The organism is Xanthomonas sp. F10 (assembly GCF_014206815.1).
Taxonomy (GTDB): domain Bacteria; phylum Pseudomonadota; class Gammaproteobacteria; order Xanthomonadales; family Xanthomonadaceae; genus Xanthomonas_A; species Xanthomonas_A indica.
Genome location: NZ_JACHNP010000001.1, coordinates 382,188 through 407,024, shown reverse-complemented (window position 1 = coordinate 407,024; position 24,837 = coordinate 382,188). Strand labels below are relative to the sequence as shown.

23 protein-coding genes are annotated in these 24,837 nt (G+C 68.3%); 15 read left to right on the top strand and 8 right to left on the bottom strand.

Going from position 1 to position 24,837, the window contains the following annotated elements; genetic code table 11:
* Positions 1-68: 68 nt before the first annotated feature.
* From aceF to FHR56_RS01740, 3 genes are all read left to right on the top strand, one after another.
* Positions 69-1,823, top strand: a complete 1,755-nt coding sequence (gene aceF, locus FHR56_RS01750) for a dihydrolipoyllysine-residue acetyltransferase (RefSeq protein WP_160946283.1) — start codon at positions 69-71, stop codon at positions 1,821-1,823.
* 132 nt (positions 1,824-1,955) lie between these two features.
* Positions 1,956-3,755: a dihydrolipoyl dehydrogenase gene (gene lpdA / locus FHR56_RS01745; protein WP_152236502.1), complete on the top strand. Its 1,800-nt coding sequence runs from the start codon at positions 1,956-1,958 to the stop codon at positions 3,753-3,755.
* 58 nt (positions 3,756-3,813) lie between these two features.
* The gene (locus FHR56_RS01740) at positions 3,814-4,101 is read left to right on the top strand and encodes a hypothetical protein (RefSeq protein ID WP_160946284.1); all 288 of its coding nucleotides are present in this window, start codon (positions 3,814-3,816) and stop codon (positions 4,099-4,101) included.
* Between the two features lie 139 nt (positions 4,102-4,240).
* Here FHR56_RS01740 and FHR56_RS01735 read toward each other — a convergent pair whose 3' ends face one another.
* On the bottom strand, positions 4,241-5,053 hold the full coding sequence (locus tag FHR56_RS01735; protein ID WP_019796081.1) for a hypothetical protein: 813 nt from the start codon (positions 5,051-5,053) through the stop codon (positions 4,241-4,243).
* Positions 5,054-5,497: 444 nt separating this feature from the next.
* On the opposite strand from FHR56_RS01735, the gene FHR56_RS01730 reads away from it, so the two are divergent.
* The 10 genes from FHR56_RS01730 (at position 5,498) to FHR56_RS01685 (ending at position 13,871) form a co-directional block, all read left to right on the top strand.
* The gene (locus FHR56_RS01730) at positions 5,498-5,863 is read left to right on the top strand and encodes an ATP synthase subunit I (protein WP_026143249.1); all 366 of its coding nucleotides are present in this window, start codon (positions 5,498-5,500) and stop codon (positions 5,861-5,863) included.
* Positions 5,864-5,889: 26 nt separating this feature from the next.
* A complete protein-coding gene (atpB, locus tag FHR56_RS01725; RefSeq protein ID WP_010340498.1) occupies positions 5,890-6,684 on the top strand; it encodes a F0F1 ATP synthase subunit A in 795 nt (264 codons plus the stop codon).
* Between the two features lie 77 nt (positions 6,685-6,761).
* The gene (gene atpE, locus FHR56_RS01720) at positions 6,762-7,061 is read left to right on the top strand and encodes a F0F1 ATP synthase subunit C (protein ID WP_010340497.1); all 300 of its coding nucleotides are present in this window, start codon (positions 6,762-6,764) and stop codon (positions 7,059-7,061) included.
* A 114-nt stretch (positions 7,062-7,175) separates the two neighbouring features.
* A complete protein-coding gene (locus FHR56_RS01715; protein ID WP_017910291.1) occupies positions 7,176-7,646 on the top strand; it encodes a F0F1 ATP synthase subunit B in 471 nt (156 codons plus the stop codon).
* Between the two features lies 1 nt (position 7,647).
* A complete protein-coding gene (locus tag FHR56_RS01710) occupies positions 7,648-8,175 on the top strand; it encodes a F0F1 ATP synthase subunit delta (RefSeq protein ID WP_019796080.1) in 528 nt (175 codons plus the stop codon).
* A 147-nt stretch (positions 8,176-8,322) separates the two neighbouring features.
* Complete coding sequence (gene atpA, locus FHR56_RS01705) at positions 8,323-9,870, top strand: F0F1 ATP synthase subunit alpha (RefSeq protein ID WP_026143773.1); 1,548 nt, start codon at positions 8,323-8,325, stop codon at positions 9,868-9,870.
* A gap of 144 nt (positions 9,871-10,014) precedes the next feature.
* On the top strand, positions 10,015-10,878 hold the full coding sequence (gene atpG, locus FHR56_RS01700; protein ID WP_160946285.1) for a F0F1 ATP synthase subunit gamma: 864 nt from the start codon (positions 10,015-10,017) through the stop codon (positions 10,876-10,878).
* A 145-nt stretch (positions 10,879-11,023) separates the two neighbouring features.
* Positions 11,024-12,430 carry a F0F1 ATP synthase subunit beta gene (gene atpD, locus FHR56_RS01695; protein ID WP_017910295.1) on the top strand — a complete coding sequence of 469 codons (1,407 nt, stop codon included), beginning with the start codon at positions 11,024-11,026 and terminating at the stop codon, positions 12,428-12,430.
* A 143-nt stretch (positions 12,431-12,573) separates the two neighbouring features.
* Positions 12,574-12,996 (top strand): F0F1 ATP synthase subunit epsilon, encoded by a 423-nt coding sequence (locus FHR56_RS01690; RefSeq protein ID WP_019796279.1) that lies wholly within the window; start codon positions 12,574-12,576, stop codon positions 12,994-12,996.
* Positions 12,997-13,292: 296 nt separating this feature from the next.
* The gene (locus FHR56_RS01685) at positions 13,293-13,871 is read left to right on the top strand and encodes a chorismate mutase (protein WP_160946286.1); all 579 of its coding nucleotides are present in this window, start codon (positions 13,293-13,295) and stop codon (positions 13,869-13,871) included.
* 461 nt (positions 13,872-14,332) lie between these two features.
* Here the strand turns inward: FHR56_RS01685 and FHR56_RS01680 are convergent, their stop codons facing one another.
* Entirely contained in the window at positions 14,333-14,716 is a 384-nt protein-coding gene (locus FHR56_RS01680) for a GtrA family protein (protein WP_160946287.1), read from the bottom strand.
* A gap of 140 nt (positions 14,717-14,856) precedes the next feature.
* Here FHR56_RS01680 and glmU point away from each other — a divergent pair, with 140 nt between their 5' ends.
* Positions 14,857-16,224: a bifunctional UDP-N-acetylglucosamine diphosphorylase/glucosamine-1-phosphate N-acetyltransferase GlmU gene (glmU, locus tag FHR56_RS01675; RefSeq protein WP_160946288.1), complete on the top strand. Its 1,368-nt coding sequence runs from the start codon at positions 14,857-14,859 to the stop codon at positions 16,222-16,224.
* A gap of 3 nt (positions 16,225-16,227) precedes the next feature.
* Positions 16,228-16,749, top strand: coding sequence for a GNAT family N-acetyltransferase (locus FHR56_RS01670; protein WP_160946289.1), 522 nt, complete (start codon positions 16,228-16,230; stop codon positions 16,747-16,749).
* A gap of 114 nt (positions 16,750-16,863) precedes the next feature.
* Here FHR56_RS01670 and FHR56_RS01665 read toward each other — a convergent pair whose 3' ends face one another.
* The 6 genes from FHR56_RS01665 to FHR56_RS01640 all read right to left on the bottom strand — a co-directional run bounded on the left by FHR56_RS01665 (position 16,864) and on the right by FHR56_RS01640 (position 24,815).
* Positions 16,864-18,219: a HAMP domain-containing sensor histidine kinase gene (locus tag FHR56_RS01665; protein ID WP_019797852.1), complete on the bottom strand. Its 1,356-nt coding sequence runs from the start codon at positions 18,217-18,219 to the stop codon at positions 16,864-16,866.
* The gene (locus FHR56_RS01660) at positions 18,216-19,553 is read right to left on the bottom strand and encodes a sigma-54 dependent transcriptional regulator (RefSeq protein WP_160946290.1); all 1,338 of its coding nucleotides are present in this window, start codon (positions 19,551-19,553) and stop codon (positions 18,216-18,218) included. The genes FHR56_RS01665 and FHR56_RS01660 overlap by 4 nt, the downstream gene beginning before the upstream one ends.
* A gap of 102 nt (positions 19,554-19,655) precedes the next feature.
* On the bottom strand, positions 19,656-20,891 hold the full coding sequence (locus tag FHR56_RS01655) for an FtsX-like permease family protein (protein WP_160946291.1): 1,236 nt from the start codon (positions 20,889-20,891) through the stop codon (positions 19,656-19,658).
* Complete coding sequence (locus FHR56_RS01650) at positions 20,888-22,219, bottom strand: ABC transporter permease (protein WP_160946292.1); 1,332 nt, start codon at positions 22,217-22,219, stop codon at positions 20,888-20,890. Before FHR56_RS01650 ends, FHR56_RS01655 begins: the two co-directional genes overlap by 4 nt.
* Before the next feature lie 36 nt (positions 22,220-22,255).
* Positions 22,256-23,476: an ABC transporter permease gene (locus FHR56_RS01645; RefSeq protein WP_160946293.1), complete on the bottom strand. Its 1,221-nt coding sequence runs from the start codon at positions 23,474-23,476 to the stop codon at positions 22,256-22,258.
* Between the two features lie 37 nt (positions 23,477-23,513).
* Positions 23,514-24,815 (bottom strand): ABC transporter permease, encoded by a 1,302-nt coding sequence (locus FHR56_RS01640; RefSeq protein ID WP_160946294.1) that lies wholly within the window; start codon positions 24,813-24,815, stop codon positions 23,514-23,516.
* Between the last annotated feature and the right edge of the window lie 22 nt (positions 24,816-24,837).

Here is a 24,837-nt window from a genome sequence, read left to right as displayed (position 1 = left end):
GGTTGGCGCTGCGGCTGCGGGCCGCCACAATAGGGGTTTCCCCCTCATTAGTTGCCGGAGTTGCCCGCATGGCCGAAATCAAGGAAGCACTTGTCCCCGATATCGGTGACTACAGCGACGTCCCGGTAATCGAAGTGCTGGTGGCCGTCGGCGACACGGTGAAGAAGGACCAGAGCCTGGTCACCCTGGAATCGGACAAGGCGACGATGGAAGTGCCGTCGCCGTTCGCCGGCGTGGTCAAGGAGATCAAGGTCAAGGTCGGCGACAGCCTGTCCGAGGGCAAGGTGGTGGCGCTGATCGAAGTGGCAGACGGCGGTGCCGGTGCCGCACCCGCCGCGCCTGCGGCCGCCAAGGCCACGCCCGCGCCGGCCCAGCAGGCCGCCGCCCCGGCCGCTGCGCCCGCGCAGAACGCGGTCAAGCCTGCCCCGGCCGCTGCCGCGCCCGCCGGCGTGGTCGAGGCGCGGGTGCCGGACATCGGCGACTACAGCGACGTGCCGGTGATCGAGGTGCTGGTCGCGGTCGGCGACACGGTCAAGAAGGACCAGGGCCTGGTCACCCTGGAGTCGGACAAGGCGACGATGGAAGTGCCCTCGTCGGTGGCCGGCGTGGTCAAGGAACTCAAGGTCAAGGTCGGCGACAGCCTGTCCGAGGGCAAGGTGGTGGCGCTGATCGAAGTGACCGGCAGCGATGCCGACGCGCCGTCCGCATCCGCGGTCCAGCCCAGCGCCGAGACCGGCGGCGGCGTGGAGCCGGTGCCGGCCTCGTCCGCGCCGGACAAGCTGGCCCAGCGCGAGATCGCCCAGGTCCAGGCCACGGCGCCGGCCAAGGCGGCCGCGCCGTCCGCCACCCAGAGCAGCCCGCCGGTGGCATTCGACGCCGACAGCGTGCTGCCGCAGAAGGTGCCCTACGCCAGCCCGGCGGTGCGCGTGTTCGCCCGCGAACTCGGCGTGGACCTGTTCCAGGTCAGCGGCTCGGAGCAGGGCGGCCGCATCACCAAGGACGACGTGCAGCGCTACGTCAAGGCCGCGCTGTCCGGCGCCGCGCCGGCCGCTACCGGGGCCGCGCCTGCCGCGGGCGGCAACGGCCTGAACCTGCTGCCGTGGCCGAAGGTGGACTTCGCCAAGTTCGGCGAGGTCGAGGTCAAGCCGCTGTCGCGGATCAAGAAGATCTCCGGCGCCAACCTGGCGCGCAACTGGGCGATGATCCCGCACGTCACCCAGTTCGAGCAGGCCGACATCACCGACCTGGAAGCCCTGCGCGTGGCGCTGAACAAGGAGAACGAGAAGGCCGGCATCAAGCTGACCATGCTCGCCTTCCTGCTTAAGGCCAGCGCCGCGGCGCTGAAGCAGTTCCCCGAGTTCAACGCCTCGCTCGACGCCAGCGGCGAGAACCTGACCCTGAAGAAGTACTTCCACATCGGCTTCGCCGCCGACACCCCGAACGGGCTGGTGGTGCCGGTGATCCGCGACGTGGACAAGAAGGGCGTGGTCGAACTGGCGCGCGAGAGCGGCGAGCTGGCCAAGAAGGCCCGCGACGGCAAGCTCGGCCCGGCCGACATGAGCGGCGGCTGCTTCTCGATCAGCTCGCTCGGCGGCATCGGCGGCACCGCCTTCACCCCGATCGTCAACGCGCCGGAAGTGGCGATCCTGGGCGTGTCCAAGTCCTCGATCCAGCCGGTCTGGAACGGCAAGGAATTCGCGCCCAAGCTGCTCCTGCCGCTGTCGCTGAGCTACGACCACCGGGTCATCGACGGCGCTGCCGCGGCGCGGTTCACCACCTACCTGAGCCAGGTGCTGGCGGACATGCGCCGCGTGCTGCTGTAAGCCCTGTCGTCACGGCGCCGCGTCCGTCGCGGCGCCGGTTTTCCCCCACCTGCGCGCGCCGCCTGTTTGCGCGGTCGCGCCGACGAACTGCAAATGCCTCTCGCCGCGGCGAGGGGTCACAGGAGAAGCTGCATGGCGGTCATTGAGGTCAAGGTCCCGGATATCGGCGACTACAGCGACGTTCCGGTCATCGAGGTGCTGGTCGCCGTCGGCGACACGGTGAAGAAGGATCAGGGCCTGGTGACGCTGGAGTCGGACAAGGCCACGCTGGAAGTGCCGTCCGCGGCCGCCGGCGTGATCAAGGAGCTGAAGGTCAAGCTCGGCGACACCCTGTCCGAGGGCGCGGTGATCGCGCTGCTGGAGACCGCCGATGGCGCCGCCGCAGGCGCGCCCGCCGCGGCTCCGGCCGAGGTGCCGGCCAGCAAGCCGCCGGTGGCGCCGTCGCACCGCGCGCCGGCCGAGCCGCCGGCGCCCAAGCCGGCGCTGGCCAGCGGCAAGCCCGCCGACATCGAGTGCAAGATGGTGGTGCTCGGCGCCGGCCCCGGCGGCTACACCGCCGCGTTCCGCGCCGCCGACCTGGGCCTGGACACGGTGCTGATCGAGCGCTACGCCAGCCTCGGCGGCGTCTGTCTCAACGTCGGCTGCATTCCGTCCAAGGCGCTGCTGCACGCGGCCGCGGTGATCGACGAGGTCGCCCATGCCGGCGACTTCGGCGTGGACTTCGGCAAGCCCAAGATCACCCTGGACAAGCTGCGCGAGTACAAGGAGAAGGTGGTCGGCAAGCTCACCGGCGGCCTGGCCAGCATGGCCAAGCAGCGCAAGGTGCGCACCGTCACCGGTGTGGCGTCGTTCGTGTCGCCGAACGAGTTGGAAATCGTCGGTGCCGACGGCAAGACCCAGCTGCTGCGCTTCGAGCACTGCATCGTCGCCGCCGGGTCGCAGGCGGTGAAGCTGCCGAACTTCCCGTGGGACGACAAGCGGGTGATGGACTCCACCGACGCGCTGGAACTGCAGGAGATTCCCAAGACCCTGCTGGTGGTCGGCGGCGGCATCATCGGCCTGGAAATGGCCACCGTGTACAGCGCGCTGGGCAGCAAGGTGACCGTGGTCGAGTTCATGGACCAGCTGATGCCGGGCGCCGACAAGGACCTGGTCAAGCCGCTGGCCGACCGCTTGAAGAAGCAGGGCGTGGAGGTCCATCTCAAGACCAAGGCGGCCGAGGTCAAGGCCGACAAGAAGGGCATCACCGTGACCTTCGAGGCCGCTACCGCGGGCGAGACCCCGGCGCTGGCCGCCACCACCTACGACCGCGTGCTGGTCGCGGTGGGCCGCGCGCCCAACGGCAAGAAGATCGGCGCCGACAAGGCCGGCATCAACGTCACCGAGCGCGGTTTCATTCCGGTCGACCGGCAGATGCGCACCAACGTGCCGCACATCTTCGCCATCGGCGACATCGTCGGTAACCCGATGCTGGCGCACAAGGCCACCCACGAGGGCAAGCTGGCCGCGGAAGTGGCCGCTGGCGAGAAGAAGGAGTGGGTGGCGCGGGTGATCCCGTCGGTGGCCTACACCAACCCGGAAATCGCCTGGGTCGGCGTCACCGAAACCGAGGCCAAGGCCAAGGGGCTGAAGGTCGGCGTGGCCAAGTTCCCGTGGGCGGCCAGCGGCCGCGCCATCGGCATCGGCCGTACCGAGGGCTTCACCAAGCTGATCTTCGACGAGGAGACGCACCGCATCATCGGCGGCGCGATCGTCGGCGTGCACGCCGGCGACCTGCTGGCCGAGATCGGCCTGGCGATCGAGATGGGCGCCGAGGCCGAGGACATCGGCCACACCATCCACGCGCATCCGACCCTGAGCGAGTCGGTCGGCATGAGCGCCGAGGTCTACGACGGCACCATCACCGATCTGTACATCCCCAAGAAGAAGTGATGCCCTGAGCGACCGCGCCGCCGCGCGCGGTGCGGTCGTGGCCGTGGTGGACCGACGCATGGAGGTCGAGGTGGGGCAGGGCACGCTATGTCCGGAACTGCAGGCGCTGCTGCAACGCGAACTGGCCGGCGGCAACCGCATCGCCGAGCCGCCGCGGCGGACCGACTGGCCGCATCCCGGCTCGGTCTTCGTGTCGCTGAAGCGCGACTTGCGCAGCGACGTGGCGTCGCTGCCGGCGTCGGTGCAGCATGCGATCTGCACCGACCCGCACTACGGCTGGCACGACGAGTGCTACTGCACGACGCACCGGCACCTGCTGGTGGCCGGTGCGACCAAGCCGCCTTGAGCGTGTTTCGGCTGCCGCAACGCGGCTGCCACCGCGTTGGCCATCGGCCACGCGTACCCGTTAAACGACAGAACCCCGCATCGCTGCGGGGTTCTGCATGAAGCTGCTCGCGGGTCCCGGGTCCCGGGTCCCGAAAGAATCAGAACGCGAAGGTCACGCCCGCGACCGGGCCCTTGAACTCCTGCTTCAGGCCGACGCTGGCGTTGTCGCGCTTGCGGTCCACGTCCAGCTTGAACCAGTCGTAGCCGGCGAAGATGCCGAAGTTGCGGGTGAAGCGGTACTCGACGATGGCGTTGGCGCGGCTCAGGTCGCCGTCGTAGTCGCCGAAATCGCCCCACTTGGTGTTGAGGTACTGGCCCTGGATGTTGAACAGCCAGTGCTCGCTCGGGTGCGCGGTGAAGCGCAGGCCGACCACCGGCGCGGCGCCGTCTTCGCTCTCGTCCAGGAAGGTGCCGGTGTAGACCGGGCCCAGGTCGGCGTAGGCATTGGACTCCACCTTGGCCCACTCGGCACCGATCTGCAGGCCCATGCTGAACTGCGGGTTGTCGATCACCGAGTAGTCGTACACCAGGCTCGCCACCTGGTACTTCAGCTCGCCCTTGACGAAGCTGCCCGACGGCACGGTCACGCCGCCCAGGCTGACGTCCTGACCCAGTTCCTCGCGGCGGTCCTTGTCGAACTTGAAGTAGTCGAAGATCAGGCGCTGGCGGGTGCTGAGGCGGAACACGCCGTCCACGCGCGGCTCCCATTCCTTGCCGCCGAAGTTGAAGTCCTGCGAGCCGGAAATGGCGTTGCCGTTGATCACGGCATTGCCGCGCAGGGTGTTGTCGTTGTCCACGTTCATCGCGCCCACGCGCAGGGTGAAGCGGTCGTCGCCGTCTTCGGCGTGGGCGGGCAGGGCATAAGCGGCGGCGAGCGCGCAGGGCAGCGCCAGGGCAAGCAGGTGTTTCATGGGGGACAAGCTCCGTCGTCTTGGGATTTTGGATAGGGCGTCGATGGCAATGCCAGCGCGTGGCGCCACTATCCTTAAATCTGCGTCCACCATTCGTGAAAGTATGGTGGCTCGACCCGGCACACGCGTCCCAGAACGCGCAACAAAAGAGCCCCGGCAAGGACCGGGGCTCGGCGGGTCTGCGCTGTGGGCCGACGAGGATGGGCGCAGTCCCTGTCCGATCAGACAGGGCAGTGGACAGAAAGTTCCCCCGCAAAGACGTGCTGCGACGCCGCATTCGGTGCCGGTGGCGGGCGGCCGCCGTGCTATCGTCTACGAGCGGACGGGCCTGCTGACGCCATCAGGACCCTTGGCGGTTGTCTCGCAAATTGTCCCATTGCTATAATTCCGCGGCTCGACGGACGCGAAGACGTCCTCAATCCACCACCAATTGCAGGATTTTCTGTGCTGAACTCCGTTGATGCGGGTCGGCGGCTGATGCTGCGCGCAGCGATTTACCCGCTGGTGGCGGTGGCCGTGGTGTCCCTGCTGTTCCTGCTGCTGGGACCGAAGTACGCGATGGGCGCCGCCGCAACCGGGCTGGCGACCGTGGCAGGGGGATGGTTGGCCGCACGCACCGCGCTCAATGGCGGTGTGCAGGCGGCAGGCTCGGCGCTGGCGCGGCTGATCGTGGCCATGGTGCTGAAGTGGGTGTTGGTGTTCGCGGTGCTGGCGCTGGGCTTTGCCTGGTGGCGGTTGCCTCCTCTGGCCCTGTTGGCGGGTATCGCCGTCGGGCTGATGTTCCAGGTTCTGGCTCTGGCCAGGCGTTGATCGAATCAAGAAAAGGCTCAGGACTCATGGCGGGCGAGGCAGAAACCCCTACCTCCTATATCCAGCACCATCTGCACAACCTCACCTTCCAGGTGCAGGAAGGCGGGTTCTGGCAATTGCACGTCGACACCCTGGTGATGTCGCTGCTGATGGGCCTGCTGATGGTGTTCGGCTTCTGGCTGGCCACGCGCAAGGCCACCGCCGGCGTGCCCGGCAAGTGGCAGGCGTTCGTGGAAATCATGCTGGAGTTCGTCGACCGCCAGGCCAAGGACACCTACCACGGCACCAGCAAGCTGGTGACCCCGATCGCGATCACCCTGTTCTTCTGGATCCTGTTGATGAACCTCATCAAGATGATCCCGGCGGACTTCCTCGCGATCCCGCTGGGCTGGGCCGGCGTGCACTACTGGAAGCCGGTGCCCACCGCCGACGTCAATGCCACCCTGGGCATGTCGATCAGCGTGTTCTTCCTGATGCTGTTCTTCTCGCTGCGCTCCAAGGGCGTGGGCGGGATGACCAAGGAATTCCTCACCGCGCCGTTCGGCAAGTGGATGCTGCCGTTCAACCTGATCCTCAATATCGTCGAATGGCTGAGCAAGCCGGTGTCGCTGGCGATGCGACTGTTCGGCAACATGTTCGGCGGCGAGATCGTGTTCCTGCTGATCTGGGTGCTGGGCGGTGCCGGCATCCTCGGTGCGCTGGCCGGCGGCGCGTTCGGCTTCGGCTGGATGCTGTTCCACCTGCTGGTGATTCCGCTGCAGGCGTTCATTTTCATGATGCTGTCCATCGTGTACCTGAGCCTGGCGGAAGACAGCCACTGACGTTTCTGTTTCACGCGTTCTAAGCAACCCTTCGTTCGATTCACCATCCTCAAGCAACTTTGTTCCTGGAGAAAACCATGTACTTCGCCGTCCTGACCAACCTCGCCCAAGTCCAGAGCTCCACCGTCCTCGCCGTCGGCATCATGATCGGCCTGGCCGCGCTGGGCGCCGGCCTCGGTCTGGCCATCATGGCCGGCAAGTTCCTGGAATCGGCCGCGCGCCAGCCGGAACTGATCCCGGTGCTGCAGGTCCGCATGTTCATCACCGCCGGCCTGATCGACGCCGCGTTCATCATCAGCGTCGCGGTCGGCCTGCTGTTCGCGTTCGCCAACCCGATGATCGGCGAGTTCGTCGCGCGTCTGCCGCAGGGCGGTTGATCCCGTCGTACCGGCGTGCGGTCGCCACCGGCGGCCGCCGCTACGGATGAAGGTTCGGACGCGTCGCCGTGCTGGCGGCGCGTCCACCCCGTCACCATTGGCTGAGCGTACCCCATGAATATCGGTCTCACCCTCTTTGCCCAGGCGCTGGCGTTCGCCGGTCTGATCTGGATCGTCGCGACCAAGATCTGGCCGCCGCTGATGCAGGCCATCGAAGAGCGCCAACAGAAGATCGCCGAAGGCCTGGCCGCCGCCGATCGCAGCCAGAAGGATCTGGCGCAGGCGCAGGAAAAGGTCAACGAAGCGTTGAAGGACGCCCGCATCAAGGCCAACGAGATCATCGACCAGGCGCATGCGCGCGCCAACCAGATCGTCGAGGCGGCCAAGCACGAGGCGATCGTCGAAGCCAACCGGCAGAAGGAACTGGCCCAGGCCGAGATCGACGCCGCGGCCAACCGCGCGCGCGAGGACCTGCGTCGCCAGGTGTCGCTGCTGGCGGTGAGCGGCGCCGAGAAGCTGCTCAAGCGCGAAATCGACGCCAACGCCCATAAGGCGCTGCTCGACGAGCTGGCGGCGGAGATCTGAGATGAGCCAGGCCCTCACACTGGCGCGTCCCTACGCTCGCGCCGCGTTCGCCGCGGCCAGCGACGCCGGCAAGCTCGCGCCCTGGTCGCAGGCGCTGGCGTTCTCCGCCCAGGTCGCGGCCGACCCGCGCGTGGCCGCGCTGCTGCACAACCCGCTGCTGCAGCGGGAGCAGGCGGTGTCGCTGCTGGCGCCGGAAGCGTCCGACGAGCAGTACCAGCGCTTCCTGAGCCTGCTGGCCGAAGGCCAGCGGTTGCCGCTGCTGCCGGAGATCGCCGGTCTGTACGACCAGCTGCGAGCCGAGGCCGAGCGCGTGGTGCAGGCCAACGTGACCTCCGCGACGGCGCTGAGCGATGCCGAGGTGGCCTCGCTGAAGGTGGCGCTGAAGCAGCGCTTCGGCCGCGAGGTCGAGATCACCACGGCGGTGGACGCTTCGCTGATCGGCGGCGCGGTGATCGATGCCGGCGACGTGGTCATCGACGGTTCGTTGAAAGGCAAGCTCTCGCGTCTGCAGTCCGCACTGGCCCACTAAGAAACGGGAATGGCGAATAGAGAGGAGAGAACCCGGCCCGGCGGCGACGCCACCCGCGATTCCCGATTCCCCATTCCCGATTCTCAAAGAAGCTAACCACACGTCGCCATCCGCCGTTGCGCGATGGACGATCCGAAGGAAACCAAGATGGCAACCACGCTCAACCCCTCCGAAATCAGCGAACTGATCAAGAACCGCATCGAGCAGGTCAAGCTGGCCGCGGAGTCGCGCAACGAAGGTACGGTCACCAGCGTGTCCGACGGCATCGTGCGCATCTTCGGCCTGGCCGACGTGATGCAGGGCGAAATGATCGAACTGCCGAACGACACCTACGCCCTGGCGCTGAACCTGGAGCGCGACTCGGTCGGCGCCGTGGTGCTCGGCGACTACGAGAACCTGCGCGAAGGCGACGTGGCCAAGACCACTGGCCGCATCCTGGAAGTGCCGGTGGGCAAGGAACTGCTGGGCCGCGTGGTCAACGCGCTGGGCGAGCCGATCGACGGCAAGGGCCCGCTGGGCACCAGCCAGACCGCGCCGGTGGAGCGCGTGGCGCCGGGCGTGATCTGGCGCAAGTCGGTCGACCAGCCGGTGCAGACCGGCTACAAGTCGGTCGACGCGATGATCCCGATCGGCCGCGGCCAGCGCGAGCTGGTCATCGGCGACCGCCAGACCGGCAAGACCGCGCTGGCCATCGACGCGGTGATCAACCAGAAGAACACCGGCATCAAGTGCGTGTACGTGGCGATCGGGCAGAAGGCCTCGACCGTCGCCAACATCGTGCGCAAGCTGGAAGAGAACGGCGCGCTGGCGCACACCATCGTGGTCGCCGCGACCGCCTCCGAATCGGCGGCGATGCAGTACATCAGCGCCTACGCCGGCTGCACCATGGGCGAGTACTTCATGGACCGCGGCGAAGACGCGCTGATCGTGTACGACGATCTGTCCAAGCAGGCCGTGGCCTACCGCCAGATCTCGCTGCTGCTGAAGCGCCCGCCGGGCCGCGAAGCCTACCCGGGCGACGTGTTCTACCTGCACAGCCGCCTGCTGGAGCGCGCCGCGCGCGTGTCCGAGGAGTACGTGGAGCAGTTCACCAAGGGCGAGGTCAAGGGCAAGACCGGTTCGCTGACCGCGCTGCCGATCATCGAGACCCAGGCCGGCGACGTGTCCGCGTTCGTGCCGACCAACGTGATCTCGATCACCGACGGCCAGATCTTCCTGGAAACCGACCTGTTCAATGCCGGCATCCGCCCGGCGGTGAACGCCGGTATCTCGGTGTCGCGCGTCGGTGGCGCCGCGCAGACCAAGATCATCAAGAAGCTCTCCGGCGGCATCCGCATCTCGCTGGCGCAGTACCGCGAGCTGGCGGCGTTCGCGCAGTTCGCCTCGGACCTGGACGAAGCCACCCGCAAGCAGCTCGAGCGCGGCCAGCGCGTCACCGAGCTGATGAAGCAGAAGCAGTACATGCCGATGTCCATCGCCAACCAGGCGCTGTCGATCTACGCGGTCAACGAGGGCTACCTCGACGACGTGCCGGTCAACAAGCTGCTGGCGTTCGAAGAGGGCCTGCACGCCCACTTCGCCAACACCCAGGGCGAGCTGATCGCCAAGGTCAACGACACCGGCGACTGGAACGGCGACATCGAGGCCGCGTTCAAGAAGGGCATCGGCGAGTTCAAGACCACCGGTAGCTGGTAAGAGCCGGGACCCGGGACCCGGGGCCCGGGACCCGCGAAAGCGGGGTCCCTGGGACCTCGGCCTGGGCGCCGGGTGACAATAACGAGCCGTGATTCAGGGCCTTAACGGGTCCCGGGTCCCGGGTCCCGAGTCCCGAGAAGAGCAATGGCAGGCGGACGCGAAATCAAATCCAAGATCAAGAGCGTGCAGAACACCCGCAAGGTGACGCGCGCGCTCGAGATGGTCTCGGCCTCCAAGATCCGCAAGGCGCAGGATCGGATGAAGACCTCGCGTCCGTACGCGCAGGCGATGAAGCAGGTGATCGGGCATCTGGCGCAGGCCAGCACCGACTACACCCATCCGTTCCTGGTGCAGCGCGAGTCGGTCAAGCGCGTCGGCTACATCGTGATCTCCTCCGATCGCGGCCTGGCCGGCGGCCTGAACAACAACCTGTTCCGCAAGATGCTGGGCGAAGTGCGCCAGTGGCAGGACCAGGGCGCGGGCGTGGACGTGGTCACCATCGGCCAGAAGGCCTCGGTGTTCTTCCGCCGGCTCAAGGTGGACATGGTCGGCAGCGTCAGCCACCTGGGCGACCAGCCGCGCGTGGAGCAGCTGATCGGCGTGATCAAGGTGATGCTGGATGCGTTCACCGAAGGCAAGCTGGACCGCGTGTATCTGGTCTACAACCGCTTCGTCAACACGATGACGCAGAAGGCCAGCTTCGACCAGCTGCTGCCGCTGCCGGCGGCCGAGAGCCAGGTCGCGCACCACGACTGGGACTACCTGTACGAACCCGATGCCGCGAGCGTGCTCGAGCACGTGATGACGCGCTACATCGAGTCGCTGGTGTACCAGGCGGTGCTGGAGAACGTGGCCTCCGAGCATGCGGCGCGCATGGTCGCGATGAAGGCGGCCAGCGACAACGCCAGCAAGCTGATCAGCACCTTGCAGTTGGTCTACAACAAGGCGCGCCAGGCCGCGATCACCCAGGAAATTTCCGAAATCGTCGGCGGCGCGGCGGCGGTGTAAGTGCCGGGATTCGGGATTGGAGAATCGGGACCGGCAAGAGCAGCGAAGCGCGCTTTTGCGAATCCCGAATCGCGAATCCCCAACACGAAATCCATGGGATGGCGCAGGCCATCCGGACAGAACTAAAGCTAACCGGAGCAGCAAAATGAGTCAGGGCAAGATCGTTCAGATCATCGGCGCGGTCGTCGACGTCGAATTCGCGCGTGCCGATGTGCCGAAGGTGTACGACGCACTGAAGGTCGACGGCACCGCCATCACGCTGGAAGTGCAGCAGCAGTTGGGCGACGGCGTCGTGCGCACGATCGCCCTCGGCTCCACCGACGGCCTCAAGCGCAACCTGGTCGCCACCAACACCGGCCGTGCGATCTCGGTGCCGGTCGGCGCCGGCACGCTGGGCCGCATCATGGACGTGCTGGGTCGCCCGATCGACGAGGCCGGCGACGTGCAGGCCACCGACCATTGGGAAATCCATCGCGCGGCGCCGACCTACGAAGACCAGTCCTCGGCCACCGAGCTGCTGGAGACCGGCATCAAGGTCATCGACCTGATGTGCCCGTTCGCCAAGGGCGGCAAGGTCGGCCTGTTCGGCGGCGCCGGCGTCGGCAAGACCGTCAACATGATGGAACTGATCAACAACATCGCCAAGGCGCACTCGGGTCTGTCCGTGTTCGCCGGCGTGGGCGAGCGTACCCGCGAGGGCAACGACTTCTACCACGAGATGAAGGACTCCAACGTCCTGGACAAGGTGGCGATGGTGTACGGCCAGATGAACGAGCCGCCGGGCAACCGCCTGCGCGTCGCGCTGACCGGCCTGACCATGGCCGAGTACTTCCGCGACGAGAAGGACGCCTCGGGCAAGGGCAAGGACGTGCTGCTGTTCGTCGACAACATCTACCGCTACACCCTGGCCGGTACCGAAGTGTCGGCGCTGCTGGGCCGCATGCCGTCGGCGGTGGGCTACCAGCCGACCCTGGCCGAGGAAATGGGCGTGCTGCAGGAGCGCATTACCTCGACCAAGTCCGGCTCGATCACCTCGATCCAGGCCGTGTACGTGCCCGCGGACGACCTGACCGACCCGTCGCCGGCGACCACCTTCGCCCACCTCGACGCCACCGTCGTGCTGTCGCGTAACATCGCCTCGCTGGGTATCTACCCCGCGGTGGATCCGCTCGACTCGACCAGCCGCCAGCTGGACCCGAACGTGATCGGCCACGAGCACTACGACACCGCCCGCCGCGTGCAGTCCACCTTGCAGAAGTACAAGGAACTGAAGGACATCATCGCGATCCTGGGCATGGACGAACTGTCCGAAGAGGACAAGCAGGCCGTGTCGCGCGCGCGCAAGATCGAGCGCTTCTTCAGCCAGCCGTTCCACGTGGCCGAGGTGTTCACCGGTTCGCCGGGCAAGTACGTGTCGCTGAAGGACACCATCCGCGGCTTCAAGGCCATCGTCGACGGCGAATACGACCACCTGCCGGAGCAGGCCTTCTACATGGTCGGCGGCATCGAGGAAGCGGTCGAGAAGGCCAAGAAGATGGCCGAGAAGGCGTAAGAGCCGGGATTCGGCATTCGGGATTAGGGATTCGCAAGGCGGCATCGAGGAGAAGGGGTTCGAAGTGAGGGCGAGCGGTGCGACCGTCTTGGCTAATCTCGAATCCCCACTCCCCAATCCCGCCTCGCGCCAGCGAGGTAACCATGAGCACCATCCGTTGCGACATCGTCAGCGCCGAGCATGAGATCTACCACGGCGACGCCACCCTGGTGGTCGCGACCGGCGAACTGGGCGAGCTGGGCATTGCGCCCAAGCACGCGCCGTTGATCACCCGGCTCAAGCCCGGCAAGGTGGTGGTGACCACCCCGAGCGGCGAGCAGCTGGATTTCGCCATTTCCGGCGGCATCCTCGAGGTGCAGCCGCAGGTGGTGACGATCCTGGCCGACACCGCGATCCGCGCCCAGGACATCGACGAGGCGTCGGTGCGCAAAGCCAAGGAAGAAGCCGAGCGCCTGCTCGCCAACCGCGGCGAAGGCATGGACGTGGCCGAGGCGCAGGCCAAGCTGGCCGAAGTCACCGCGCAGTTGCAGGCGCTGGAGCGTCTGCGCAAGAACCTCAAGCACTGAGTTCCGTGCCACGCGGCCGGTGGCCGCATGCGCGACGACAACGCCGGCGCTTGCCGGCGTTGTCGTGTCTGCAGATGTGGGGCGCTCCCCGTTTACGCGCGGCGTCTGCACGCGCGCCGGATCAGCGTCGCGGAATGCGACGTGGCGCACGGCGCTGGCTTGCTGGTCGCTGACTCGGCTGCGATGTCATGCGACAAGACGCGGGCGTGGTCATCGTCCGGTCCGTGGACTACGGCAAGATGGCGGCCCGATCTGCGGCCCATCCCCCATCCGCAGACGGTTACCGGAGAATCGAGATGAGCCTGTCCGCTTCCGTTCCTCGTCCCTGCGTCCATGCGCTGACCGCCATGCTGGCCGGCGCCATGTTGATGGGATGCGCCTTGCCCGCGCGCAGCGCCACCCCGTTGGAGCCGCTGCTGGACCGTATCGTCGAGCGCAATGCGATCGGCGACCAGGTCGCGTTGAGCAAGTGGGACAGCGGCAAGCCGGTGCTGGATGCCACGCGCGAGGCCGCGGTGCTGGCCAGCGTGCGCGAGCAGGCGCCGGCCCATGGTGTGGACCCGGACGATGCGGCGCGCTTCTTCGGCATGCAGATCGAATCCAACAAGCTGGTGCAGTACGAACTGCTGTCGCGTTGGCACCTGCGCGGCCGCGCGCCCAACAGCCCGCGCCCGGACCTGACCGCACTGCGTGCGCGCCTGGATCAGTTGCAGGGCGAGATGCTGGATGCGCTGCAGGCCAGCGCCGCAGTGCGCCAGTCGCCCGACTGCCCGGCCACGACCGCGCGCGCGGCCGAGGCCTATGCGTTGCGCTGGCAGCTGGATCAACTGCACCGCACCGCGCTGGTGCGCAGCCTGGGCGATTTCTGCCACTGAGTCGTCAGCCGCCGGGGCCAGCGGCGCTAGAGCCGTTCTAGCGCTCTGCAGGCGCGATCCACGCTGGCCGTCCAGGCTGCGCTCGTTGCCACTGAAGTCGCTCCTACAGGGGGCTCGTTGCATCCCGCGGGTCTTGTGGGAGGGGTTTCAGCCCCGACAGCTGTCGAAGCCGGTCGCTGTCCGGACTTCGCTGTTCGCGGCATGCAGTAGCAGGTGCACTCGTAGGAGCGGCTTCAGCCGCGACAAGCTCTCCCGGTAACGCCCGGTCGCGGCTGAAGCCGCTCCTACGGTGCAACGCGTTCGTCGCGGAGGCTCGATAGAGGCGATCGGAGATCGTTCCCATGAGCAGTTCGGTGCATCTGGGGCGTCTTCCATGGGAGCGGGTTCCCACCCGACAGCCGTCGCCGCGGAGCGCATGCCGGTGGCACGCATCGCCGACCCGCCAGGCGTGCTCGCCAACGCTAGCGATACACCAACTGCCGGCCCAGGAAGAACGACACCACCGCCAGCATGCCTTCGACCAGCGGTTTGGCCAGCCAGGCCAGGCGCAGCCCAAGCGCGTGCGCGCACAGCGCCACCAGCCAGGTGCTGAGCGCGGTGAGCACGAGCCACATGGCCATGAAGCGGCCGAAGCGGCGCCAGCCCAGGCGCGCGTCGTCGCCGTTGGCGAAGGTGATGCGGCCGTTGAGCCAGAACCCGAGCAGGGCGCCGCAGACGCGGCCCAGCACGTTGCCCGGGACCGTGGGCATGCCGGCCGCGGTGGCGGCGACGAACACGCTCCAGTCGACCAGCAATTGCAGCAGGCCGATCAGCAGGAACTGGCTGCCCTGGCGCAGGAGACCCATGAACATCCGCAGGAGAAGACGATCGCGCATGCTAGCGCTTGCCGCGTCGATGTGCAGCCCGCCGCGCGTGCTGCGGCCGTGACGGCAAGCGCGGCCGGCACCCTCTAGAATTCGTCGTCCACCCGCAACGGAACCGCCCCATGAGCCTGCCCCTGCATGTCGTGATCCTCGCCGCCGGCGCGGGCAAGCGGATGAAGTCGGTCAAGCCCAAGGTGCTGCAGCCGATCGCGGGCCGGCCGATGCTGGCGCATGTGATCGAGACCGCGCGCCACCTGCAGCCCGATGCGATCCACATCGTCCATGGCCACGGCGGCGAGGAAGTGCTGGCGGCCTTCGCCGACCAGCCGGATCTGCTGTGGGCCGAGCAGGCGCAACAGCTGGGCACCGGCCACGCGGTGCAGCAGGCGATGGCGGCCGTGCCCGACGCGGCCACGGTGCTGGTGCTGTACGGCGACGTGCCGCTGATCCGCGCCGAGACCCTGACCCGCTTGCTGCATGCGCCGGGACGCGTGGCGGTGCTGGTCGCCGAACCGGAGGATCCCACCGGCTATGGCCGCATCGTGCGCGACGCCGCCGGCAAGGTCGCGGCGATCGTCGAGCAGAAGGATGCCGACGACGAGCAGCGGCGCATCCGCACCATCAATACCGGCATCGTCACCGCCGAATCCACCGCGCTGCGGCGCTGGCTGGCGCAGCTGCGCAACGACAACGCGCAGGGCGAGTACTACCTGACCGACGTGTTCGCTGCCGCCGCCGCCGAGTTCACCCCGGCGGAAATGGTGCTGGTGGCCGATCCGATCGAGGCCGAGGGCGCCAACGACCCGTGGCAGCTGGCGCAGCTGGAACGCGCCTGGCAACTGCGCGCGGCGCGGGCGCTGTGCGAACAGGGCGTGCAACTGATCGACCCGAGCCGCCTGGACCAGCGCGGCCGCGTGCGCGCCGGCCACGACGTGCGCATCGACGCCAATGTGATCCTGGAGGGCGAGGTGGAACTGGGCGATGGCGTCAGCATCGGCCCGTTCGTGCGGCTGAAGGACGTGGTGCTGGGACCAGGGACGGAGGTGCGCGCGCATTGCGACCTGGAAGGCGTGGTGGCCGAGGGCGCGGTGCAGATCGGCCCGTTCGCGCGGCTGCGCCCGGGCACGGTGCTGGCCGACGGCGTGCACATCGGCAACTTCGTCGAGACCAAGAAGGCGGTGCTCGGCGTCGGCAGCAAGGCCAATCACCTGACCTACCTGGGCGATGCCACCATCGGCAGCGGCGTCAACATCGGCGCCGGCGTCATCACCTGCAACTACGACGGGGTCAACAAGTCGCAGACATCGATCGGCGATGGCGTGTTCGTCGGCTCCAACAGCGCGCTGGTGGCGCCGCTGGAGATCGGCGAGGGTGCGACCATCGGCGCCGGCTCGGTGATCACCCGCAGCGCGCCGGCCGGCAAGCTGAGCGTGGCGCGGGTGCGCCAGGAAACGGTCGAGGGCTGGAAGCGCCCGGGCAAACGCGACTGAGGCATGGCCGGACGCATTCGTTTGGCGCGCGAGCAGGAGCTGGCGCGGTTGCTGGAGATCGAGCGGGGCGCCGGCGCCCTGTTGCAGGGCCATGCGGCACAGGCCGTGTTCGCGGCGCACACGCTGGATGCGCAGGCGCTGCGCGCGGGGCTTGCACGCGGGCAGCTGTGGGTGGCGCTGGACGAAGACGGCCGTTGCGCCGGCTATCTGCTCGGCGGGCGGCTGGACGACGGCTTCCATGTGCAGCAGATGGATGTGGACCCCGATGCAGGCCGCCGTGGTCATGGTCGTGCGCTGCTGCGGCATGCGCGCGCGGCCGCGGTGGAGGCCGGCTTCCCGTGCATGCTGCTCACGACCTTGCGCGATGTGCCGTGGAATGCCCCGTTCTACGCCAGCGAAGGCTTCGCCGAGCTGTTGCCTGCGCAATGGGGACCGCAGTTGCACGCCACCTGGCAACAGGAAGCCGCGCTGGGCTTCCCGATGCACCTGCGGGTGGCGATGCGTTGCCCGTTGCCGTCGCCCTGAGCTTCGCGGCCGGCTCGCCGCTTCTCAGCTCGCCGCAACCGCTGCATTCCTAGGGAGCCGGGTCTTCCATCCCGAATCCCGAATCCCCAATCCCCAATCCCGGCCCCAAAAAAATCAGCCGCGCTCCCCCTGCGGCAGTTGCACGGTCACGCACAATCCGCCTTCGTCGCGGTTGTGCAGCGACAGGCGGCCGCCGTGGGCCTCGACGATCTCGCGGGTCAGGGCAAGGCCCAGGCCGGTGCCGTTGCGCTTGGTCGAATAGAACGGCATCAGGGCGTTGTGCAGCACTGCTTCGTTCATGCCGCTGCCGCGGTCCAGCACTTCCAGGCGCAGCCAGTCCGGGCGGGTGGACACGCGCACCCGCACGCCATCGGCCGGTGTCTGCCCCTCGGGCAGGGATTCGTGCGCGTTCTTGACCAGGTTGAGCAGGGCCTGCTGCAGTTGTGCCGGATCGACGCGGCTGTGCAGGTCCGGCGCCTCCAGTTCCAGCGCGAACGGGATGTGCTGCTGCAGCCCGGCCAGGAACTGCGCCCAGTGCACGGTCTGCAGCTGCGGCTGCGGCAGCTTGGCGAAGCGCGCGTAGCCGCGGATGAAGCCCTCCAGATGCCGCGCGCGTTCCTCGATGGTGCCGAACACCTCTTCCAGCCTTTCCACCTTCTGCCGCCGCACCAGCTCGGCACCGGAGTGCGCCAGCGAGGCGATCGGCGCCAGCGAGTTGTTGAGCTCGTGGCTGATGACCCGGATCACCTTCTTCCAGGTGTGCACTTCCTGGCGACGCAACTCGGCGGTGAGCAGGCGGATCAGCAGCAGCTCGTGCGGGCGGCCGTTGAGATGGAAGCGGCGCTGCGACAGGTGGTAGATCTGTTCCTCGTCCGGATCTTCGTCGCCGCCCTCGATGGCGAACAGGCTGTCGCCGCCGCGCGAGATGGCCTCGCGCAGCGGCGCCGGCACGCCCAGCAGCAGGTCGTCCAGGCGCTGGCCTTCCAGCTTCCAGCCGCTGTGCAGCAGCTTGCGCGCGGCCAGGTTGGAGAACACCACGCGGCGCAGGCCGTCGCCGCCCTTGGAGGTGAGCAGCATCGCCACCGGGGTGTTCTGCACCATGGTGTCGAGCATCAGTTCGCGCTGCGCCAGGCCCTGGCGCTGCTCGCGCAGGATCTCGCCGAGCTGGGCGTGTGCGGCGACCATCTCGCCGAGTTCGTCGTCGCCGCGCCAGTGCACGCCGAAGTTGTATTCGCCGTCGCGGTAGCTGCTGACGGTGCCGGCCAGGGCGCGGAACAGCGAGCGCATCGGCGCGGTGGCACGGCGCAGGGTCCACCACATCAACAGCAGCAGGGCCAGCGCCGAGGCCGTCACCACTTCCCAGCCGCGGTCCATCCAGTAGGCCAGCAACCACGGCAAGGCGGCGGCCAGCGCCAGCACCGGCAGCAGGCGCAGGAACAGCATGACGGTGAAGGAGCGGCGCAGTTTCATTCGCGCGGGATGCCGTAGCGGTCCATGCGCCGGTACAGCGCCTGCCGGCTCATGCCCAGTTCGGCGGCGGCCTGGGCGATGACGCCGTGCGCACGGCCCAGTTCCGCCACGATGCGCTCGCGATCGGGTTCGGCGGCGGCGGTCACGCGCGGCGCTGCCGGCTTCGGCAGGTTGAGGTCGGTGGCCTCGATCTGTGTGCCGCCGGCCAGCAGTTCGGCGCGCTGCACCACGTTGCGCAGTTCGCGCACGTTGCCGGGCCAGGCGTGGCGCTGCAGCGCCTGGCAGGCGCCGGCCGACAGCGGCTTGTCGCCGGACAGGAAGTGCTCGGCCAGCGGCACGATGTCGCCGGGGCGCTCGGCCAGCGCCGGCAGCGACAGTTCCACCGCGTTGAGCCGGTAGTACAGATCCTCGCGGAACGTGCCCTCGCGGATCATCGCGGTCAGGTCGGCATTGGTGGCGCTGATCACCCGCACCTTGACCTGCCGCTCGCGGTTGGAGCCCAGGCGCTCGAAGCGGCCGGTCTCCAGCACCCGCAGCAGCTTCATCTGCCCGGCCAGCGACAGGTTGCCGATCTCGTCCAGGAACAGGGTGCCGCCGTCGGCGGCCTCGAACTTGCCCTCGCGCACCTTGTTGGCGCCGGTGTAGGCGCCGGCCTCGGCGCCGAACAGCTCGGCCTCGATCAATTCGGCCGGGATCGCGCCGCAGTTCAGCGCCACGAACGGGCCGCGCCGCACCGAGGAGTTGGCTTGGATGATCTGCGCGATCTTCTCCTTGCCGCTGCCGTTGGGGCCGGTGATCAGCACCGGCAGTTCCGAGCGCGCGACCTGGCAGGCCAGGGCGATCGCGCGCTCGCTGGCGGGGTCGGCGAACACCGCGCCGCACAGGTCGTAGCGCTGCGCCAGCTGCTGGCGGTGGCGGCGCTCGCCGTCGCGGCGGCGCTCCAGTTCGCGGCGGGTCTCGGACAGTTCCAGCAGGTTGTTGACCGTGGTCAGCAGCTTGCGGTCGTCCCAGGGCTTGGCCAGGTAGTCGGCGGCGCCGGCCTTGACCAGTTCCACCGCGCTGCTGAGCTGGGTCCAGGCGGTCAGCAGGATCACCGGCAGGTCCGGGTGGCGCGCGCGGATCGCATCGAACAGGGCCACGCCTTCCTCGCCGGAGGTGGTGTCGGCGGTGAAGTTCATGTCCTGCAGCACCAGGTCGATGTCGCCCTCGCTCAGGCGCTGCAGGCCGGCCTGCGGGCTGTCGGCGTAGACGGTGTCGATGTCGTGCAGGGAGAACAGCACTTCCAGCGCGGTGGCGACCGCGGGGTTGTCGTCGATGATCAGGAGGCAGGGCATCGTGCACCTTGGGCGCGGGCGGGCGCGCTGGCGAAGAAAAACGGACCAGGCGGCATCATCGCAGTCCGCGCGCGGCTTGTCGTGCCTGCGTGCATCGGCGCCTCAGACACTGCGCGTGGCCACCGCCGGCGGCACCGCGGCGGCGCGGCGGGCGGGCGCCAGGATCGCCAGTTGGCCGAGCAGCAAGAGCGTTGCAGCGACGGTCGGCAGGTAGCCCAGCGGCAGGCGTGGCAGATCGTAGCGCTGCAACAGCGCTTGATTGAGCAGCACCGCCAGCACCATGCCCGCGGCGCTGCCGGCGCTCACGATCAGCAGGTTTTCGGTCTGGAAATGGCGCAGGATGTCGCGACGGGTCGCGCCGATGGCGCGGCGGATGCCGATCTGGCGCGTGCGTTGCTGCACCCAGAAACTGGCTAGTCCGCCGATGCCCAGGGCGGTCACGAACAACAGGCCGGTGGTCGCCGCGAGCAGCAACCCGATCATGGTGGCATCGCGCTGGAAATAGCGCTGCCGCAGCTGGGAATAGCTGCGGCGCCCTTCGGCCGGAATCAGCCGCAGCGGTCCTGCCTGTGCCAGCGCGCCGGCCGCTGCGGCCAGGATCCGTTCGCGGTCCTGCGGCGCGCTGCGCAACAGGTATTGCACCTGGTTGCCCGCGGGCAGCTGCGGCGACAGCGCGGCCAGATGGTCGACCGCTGCGCCGCGCAGCGTCGTGCGCAGCAGATCGTCGACGACACCGACGACGATGGCGCCGTGGACTCCGCCATACAGCGTTTTGCCGACCGCAGGTTGACCTGGCCACAGTTGCCGCGCCAGCGCGCGGGTGACGATCACGGCGCTCGGTGTGGCGGTGGAATATTCGTCGGCACGGAAGTCGCGGCCAGCGACCAGGTGCGCGCCCATGGCCTGCACGAAACCGGGCGAGCCGGAGTAATACGTGGCCTGGATGCACCCTGTATTGTCCATCGACTGCTGCGCCATCGCGCGGTCCAGCGTCTGCCGGTCGGGGCAACCGCCATAGTCGTTGGCGCCGCCGGACAGCGGCAGGCTGAAGCCGATCGCGGCGGCCGCGGTGACACCGGGAATGCTGCGCAACGCCCGCAGATCGGATTGTTGCTGGGCCAGCGCGTTGCCATCGCTCTGGACGCCGCGCACCGAGATCAGCGAAAGTTCTTCCTCGGGCAAGCCGCTGGAGACCCGCAGACGTTCGATGCGCCCATCGATCAGGAACACGGCGTTGGCGACGAAGGCGCAGGTCAGCGCGACCTGCAGCGCCAGCAGCGCGGCGGTCAGGCGGTGATGCTGCAGGCTGGAGAGGATGGGACGGATTGGCAGATTCATGTCAGGTCCTTGATCTGCAGGGCGGGGTCGATCCGGCTGGCCCGCCAGGCGGGCAGCAGGCCCGCCAGCAGTGCGGCGATCACCGCCAGTGCCACGGTGGCGAGCAGCATTTGCAGGTCCATCCGCGCCAACCTGGCGTAGTCGTCCGGGCGCTGCCGCACGCTCCACAGACCCAGTTCGGCGATGGCGATGCCCACTGCGCCACCGAGCAGTCCGATCAGCGCGGCCTCGCTGCCGAACTGCAGGAACACGTGGCCGCGGCGGGCACCGAGCGCGCGCCGCACGCCGATCTCGCCGCCGCGGCGCAGGAATTTCGCCAGCAGCAAGGCGATCACGTTGACCAGGCAGATCCACAGGAAACCCAGCGCCAGCAGCGTCTGCAGGCGCACATCGTCGGGCACCATCCGCAGGTGGCGCAGCCAGTCCATCAACGCATACAGGCGCGCCCGCTCCGGCGGCCGCTGGAAGCGGCCGCTGGCGTGCTGTGTCGCGGCGTAGTCGTAGAGCAGGCGCTGGTAGGCGGCGACCTGCTGCGGCGTGTCCAGGCGCACCCAGAACTGCAGCCAGCTGGTCGACGGATCCTTGCGTCGCGCCGCGTCGTCGCCGTTGAAGCTGTTCCAGCTGCTGATGTTGCTGTTGACGTCCAGTGCCAGTTCCATCGCGGTCGACAGGGGCAGGAAGAAATCGTCGCGCTGGCCGAAACTGCCCTTGCTGCCAGGGTCGGCGTAGAACAGCGGTTGCGGATCCCATTGGCCGGTCACGCCGATCACCTGGAAGCCGATGCGCTTTTCCCCCAGCGCCACCCGCTGGCCGATCGGATCGCGCGCGCCGAACAGGGTGTTGGCCAGGGTGCGGCTCAGCACGATGACGCGGGCGTGGCTTTGGTCGTCCGCCGCGCTCCAGCCGTGGCCGCGCTGCAAGGGGATGCCGAACAGGGCGAAGAACCCGGCGCTGGTGTAGCGGCCGCTCAGGTCGAGCGGCGCTTGCGCCGCGCGCGGCGGCCACAGCAAGACCTGTCCGCCGGCCATCGCCGCCTGCGGCGTGGCGGGTGCGGCGCGTAGCAGCGCCATGGCGTCGGGCCATGTGAGGTTGTCGGCCGGATCGCCCCACTCGTGGTTTTCTGGATAGCTGGACGGCAACGGATCCAGGTGCGGGGTGTAGAGCGCATCGCTCTTGCCTGGCAGCGGATCGCGCGACATCACGTGCAGCACCGTCAGCATGGTCATGCTCGCGCCGATGCCCAGGCCGATCGCCAGCACCATCAACGCAGTGGCGACCGGCGTGCGCAGCAGGCTGCGCCAGGCCAGCGGCAGGTAATAGTTCAGCATCCCGCGTCTCCTCGCTCGATGGGGGGCCGCGCTCGCTCAGACACTGCGCGTGGCCACCGCCGGCGGCACCGCGGCGGCGCGGCGCGCGGGCGGCAGCACCGCGAGCTGGCCGAGCAGCCACAGCACCACCGCGCCGACCGGCAGGTACCACAACGGCAGCCGCGGCAACTCGTAGGCGCTCATCAGGTACAGGTTGGCGGCGTAGGCCAGCAGCATGCCGAGCACGATGCCGGTACTGGCGAGCAGAAAGTTCTCCAGCTGGAAATGCCGCAGGATCTGCGTGCAGGTGGCGCCGAGCGCACGGCGGATGCCGATCTGCTTGGTGCGCTGCTGCACCCAGAAACTGGTCAGGCCGACGATGCCCAGCGCGGTGACCAGCAGCAGCGCCGCGCTCACGCCCACCAGTAGCCAGGCCATCGCCTGGTCGCTGCGGTAGTAGTCCGCGCGCGCCTGCTCCAGGGTCTTGGCGCTCCTGACCATGCGCCGTGGGCCCTGCTGCTGCAGCACCGCCTTGGCCTGCCGCAGCACCGCCTCGCGTTGCGCCGGGTCGCGTACGCGCAGCAGGTAGGTGCTCCTGGAGGAGGCCACGTTCACCGGGAACAGCATGGCGAAGTCGTACTGGGACTCGGCGCCCATGTCGCGCGGCTGCACCAGGCGCTCGACCACGCCAACCACGCGATGTTCGCCGAACACATAGAGTTTGCGGCCGACCGCGTCCCGGCCGGGGAACAGGCGCTGCGCCAGCGCCTGGCTAAGAATCACCGCCGGCGGCGCGCGCTTGTCGACGGTGCTGGTCAACTGCGCTTCGTCGACGAATTCGTCGGCGCGGAAACCGCGTCCGGCGATCAGGCGCAGCCCCAAGGTGTCGAGCAGATGCGCATCGCCGAAGTAGTGCACGGCATGCAGGGTGCTGCGCTCCTGGTCCGGCTGCAGTGACACGCCGCTGTAGCCGATCGAATCGCCGAACAGCGCCATGTTGATGCTGCTGGCATCGCGCACGCCGGGAATGCGCCGCAGCGCGTCCAGATCGGACTGGGTCAATGCGGCGCTGTTGCCGTCCTTGACCACGCTGCGGGTGCGCAGTTGCACCAGCTCCTGCTCGGCGACGCCGCTGGGCCGGTGCATGCGCTCGAGCCGTTGGTCGATCAGGAACAGCGCATTGCAGACCACAGCGCAGCTGAAGGCGATTTCCAGCACGATCAGGCTGGCCGCGACGCGGTGGTTGCGCAGGCTGGAGAGAATGGGATGAAGGGACACGGCGGGAGTCCTGGCTGAGAGGGGCGCACGCGGCGCGTCATTGCGACTTGAGTTGCAGGGCGGTGGGCACGCGCATCGCCTGCCAGGCCGGCAGCAGGCCGGCCAGCAGGCTGCTGCCCAGGCTCAGGCCAAGCGCGAGCAGCAGCATGCGGCCATCCAGGTGCGCCAGCGACGCGTACTCGGCCGGCTGCTGCCGCACTAGCCAGGTGCCAATCCAGGCCAGCAGCAGGCCGGCGCTGCCACCGGCCACGCCGATCGTCGCTACCTCGACCAGGTGCTGGGCGAAGATCGCCCGGCGCGAGGCGCCCAGCGCGCGGCGCACGCCGATTTCGCCGCTGTGGCGCAGGAACTTGGCCAGCATCAGGCCGGCGGTGTTGAGCAGGCAGATGCCCAGGAACGCCAGCGCCAGCCACACCTGCAGACGCACGTCGGAGGGCACCGCGTGGTTGCGGTCCAACCAGGTCATCACGTCGCTGAGGCGGATGTCCGGCGGATGGCTGAAGCGGCCAGCATCGCGCTGCTGTTGCGCATACGCTTGCAGCGCGTCCAGGTAGGCGACGCGTTTGCCGGGGCTGTCCAGTTCCACCCAGTACTGGATCCAGGCGCACGGCGCGTTTTCGCTGGTCTTGCCATCGGCCGTGTCGCCCCAGCAGGACATCGAGCCGCTGACGTCCAGGTCCAGGTCGCGTGCGGTGGAGAACGGCACGAAGACGTCCTCGCTGTTGCCGTACTCGGTATTGGTCAGGTCGTAGAAGCGCGGATTCATGTTCCAGTCGTCCATCACCCCAACCACCCGCAGCGCGCTATCGCCGAGCTGCAGTTCGCGGCCGACGCTGTCCACGTCGCCGAACAGTTGCGCGTTGAGGCGTTGCGAGATGACCACCACGCGCGCGCGCCGGGCATCGTCGTCCGCGGTCCAGGCGTGGCCGTAGCGCATCGGCACCGCGAACATGGGGAAGAAATCGGCACTGGTGTAGCGCGCTTCGGCGCCGAACGGGGTCTGCGCCGCTTGCGCAGGGATCACGGTCACGCCGCCGGCCGACATCATCGCCTGGCGGTCGCCGCGCCGGTCGCGCAGCAACGTCTCGGCATCGCGCCGGCTCAGTTGCTGTGGATCGGTGTCGTTCGGATCGTAGTGGTCGTCCGGCTGAAGATTGAGTTCGACGTTGAACAGCTGCGCACTCTTGCCGGGAATGGGATCGGCCGCCAGCACGTGGAACACGGTCAGCGTGGTCATCGACGCGCCGATGCCCACCGCCATCGCCAGCACCATCAGGGCGGTGAGCAGGCGATTGCGACGAAAACTGTGCAGCGCCAGTTTGCAGTAGTAGCCGAGCATCGTGCGTCCTGATGAAAAAAGG

Excerpts from the sequence above, each read along its gene's own strand:
- FHR56_RS01665 (WP_019797852.1), bottom strand. The coding sequence starts at position 18,219 with ATGAAACTGCGCCGCTCCTTCACCGTCATGCTGTTCCTGCGCCTGCTG.
- FHR56_RS01710 (WP_019796080.1), top strand. The coding sequence starts at position 7,648 with ATGAGCCAGGCCCTCACACTGGCGCGTCCCTACGCTCGCGCCGCGTTC.
- FHR56_RS01650 (WP_160946292.1), bottom strand. The coding sequence starts at position 22,219 with ATGCTGAACTATTACCTGCCGCTGGCCTGGCGCAGCCTGCTGCGCACG.
- atpA (WP_026143773.1), top strand. The coding sequence starts at position 8,323 with ATGGCAACCACGCTCAACCCCTCCGAAATCAGCGAACTGATCAAGAAC.
- FHR56_RS01660 (WP_160946290.1), bottom strand. The coding sequence starts at position 19,553 with ATGCCCTGCCTCCTGATCATCGACGACAACCCCGCGGTCGCCACCGCG.
- FHR56_RS01685 (WP_160946286.1), top strand. The coding sequence starts at position 13,293 with ATGAGCCTGTCCGCTTCCGTTCCTCGTCCCTGCGTCCATGCGCTGACC.
- FHR56_RS01690 (WP_019796279.1), top strand. The coding sequence starts at position 12,574 with ATGAGCACCATCCGTTGCGACATCGTCAGCGCCGAGCATGAGATCTAC.
- FHR56_RS01670 (WP_160946289.1), top strand. The coding sequence starts at position 16,228 with ATGGCCGGACGCATTCGTTTGGCGCGCGAGCAGGAGCTGGCGCGGTTG.
- FHR56_RS01715 (WP_017910291.1), top strand. The coding sequence starts at position 7,176 with ATGAATATCGGTCTCACCCTCTTTGCCCAGGCGCTGGCGTTCGCCGGT.
- atpB (WP_010340498.1), top strand. The coding sequence starts at position 5,890 with ATGGCGGGCGAGGCAGAAACCCCTACCTCCTATATCCAGCACCATCTG.
- FHR56_RS01640 (WP_160946294.1), bottom strand. The coding sequence starts at position 24,815 with ATGCTCGGCTACTACTGCAAACTGGCGCTGCACAGTTTTCGTCGCAAT.
- lpdA (WP_152236502.1), top strand. The coding sequence starts at position 1,956 with ATGGCGGTCATTGAGGTCAAGGTCCCGGATATCGGCGACTACAGCGAC.
- FHR56_RS01655 (WP_160946291.1), bottom strand. The coding sequence starts at position 20,891 with ATGAATCTGCCAATCCGTCCCATCCTCTCCAGCCTGCAGCATCACCGC.
- FHR56_RS01680 (WP_160946287.1), bottom strand. The coding sequence starts at position 14,716 with ATGGGTCTCCTGCGCCAGGGCAGCCAGTTCCTGCTGATCGGCCTGCTG.
- aceF (WP_160946283.1), top strand. The coding sequence starts at position 69 with ATGGCCGAAATCAAGGAAGCACTTGTCCCCGATATCGGTGACTACAGC.
- atpE (WP_010340497.1), top strand. The coding sequence starts at position 6,762 with ATGTACTTCGCCGTCCTGACCAACCTCGCCCAAGTCCAGAGCTCCACC.
- atpG (WP_160946285.1), top strand. The coding sequence starts at position 10,015 with ATGGCAGGCGGACGCGAAATCAAATCCAAGATCAAGAGCGTGCAGAAC.
- atpD (WP_017910295.1), top strand. The coding sequence starts at position 11,024 with ATGAGTCAGGGCAAGATCGTTCAGATCATCGGCGCGGTCGTCGACGTC.
- FHR56_RS01735 (WP_019796081.1), bottom strand. The coding sequence starts at position 5,053 with ATGAAACACCTGCTTGCCCTGGCGCTGCCCTGCGCGCTCGCCGCCGCT.
- FHR56_RS01740 (WP_160946284.1), top strand. The coding sequence starts at position 3,814 with ATGGAGGTCGAGGTGGGGCAGGGCACGCTATGTCCGGAACTGCAGGCG.
- glmU (WP_160946288.1), top strand. The coding sequence starts at position 14,857 with ATGAGCCTGCCCCTGCATGTCGTGATCCTCGCCGCCGGCGCGGGCAAG.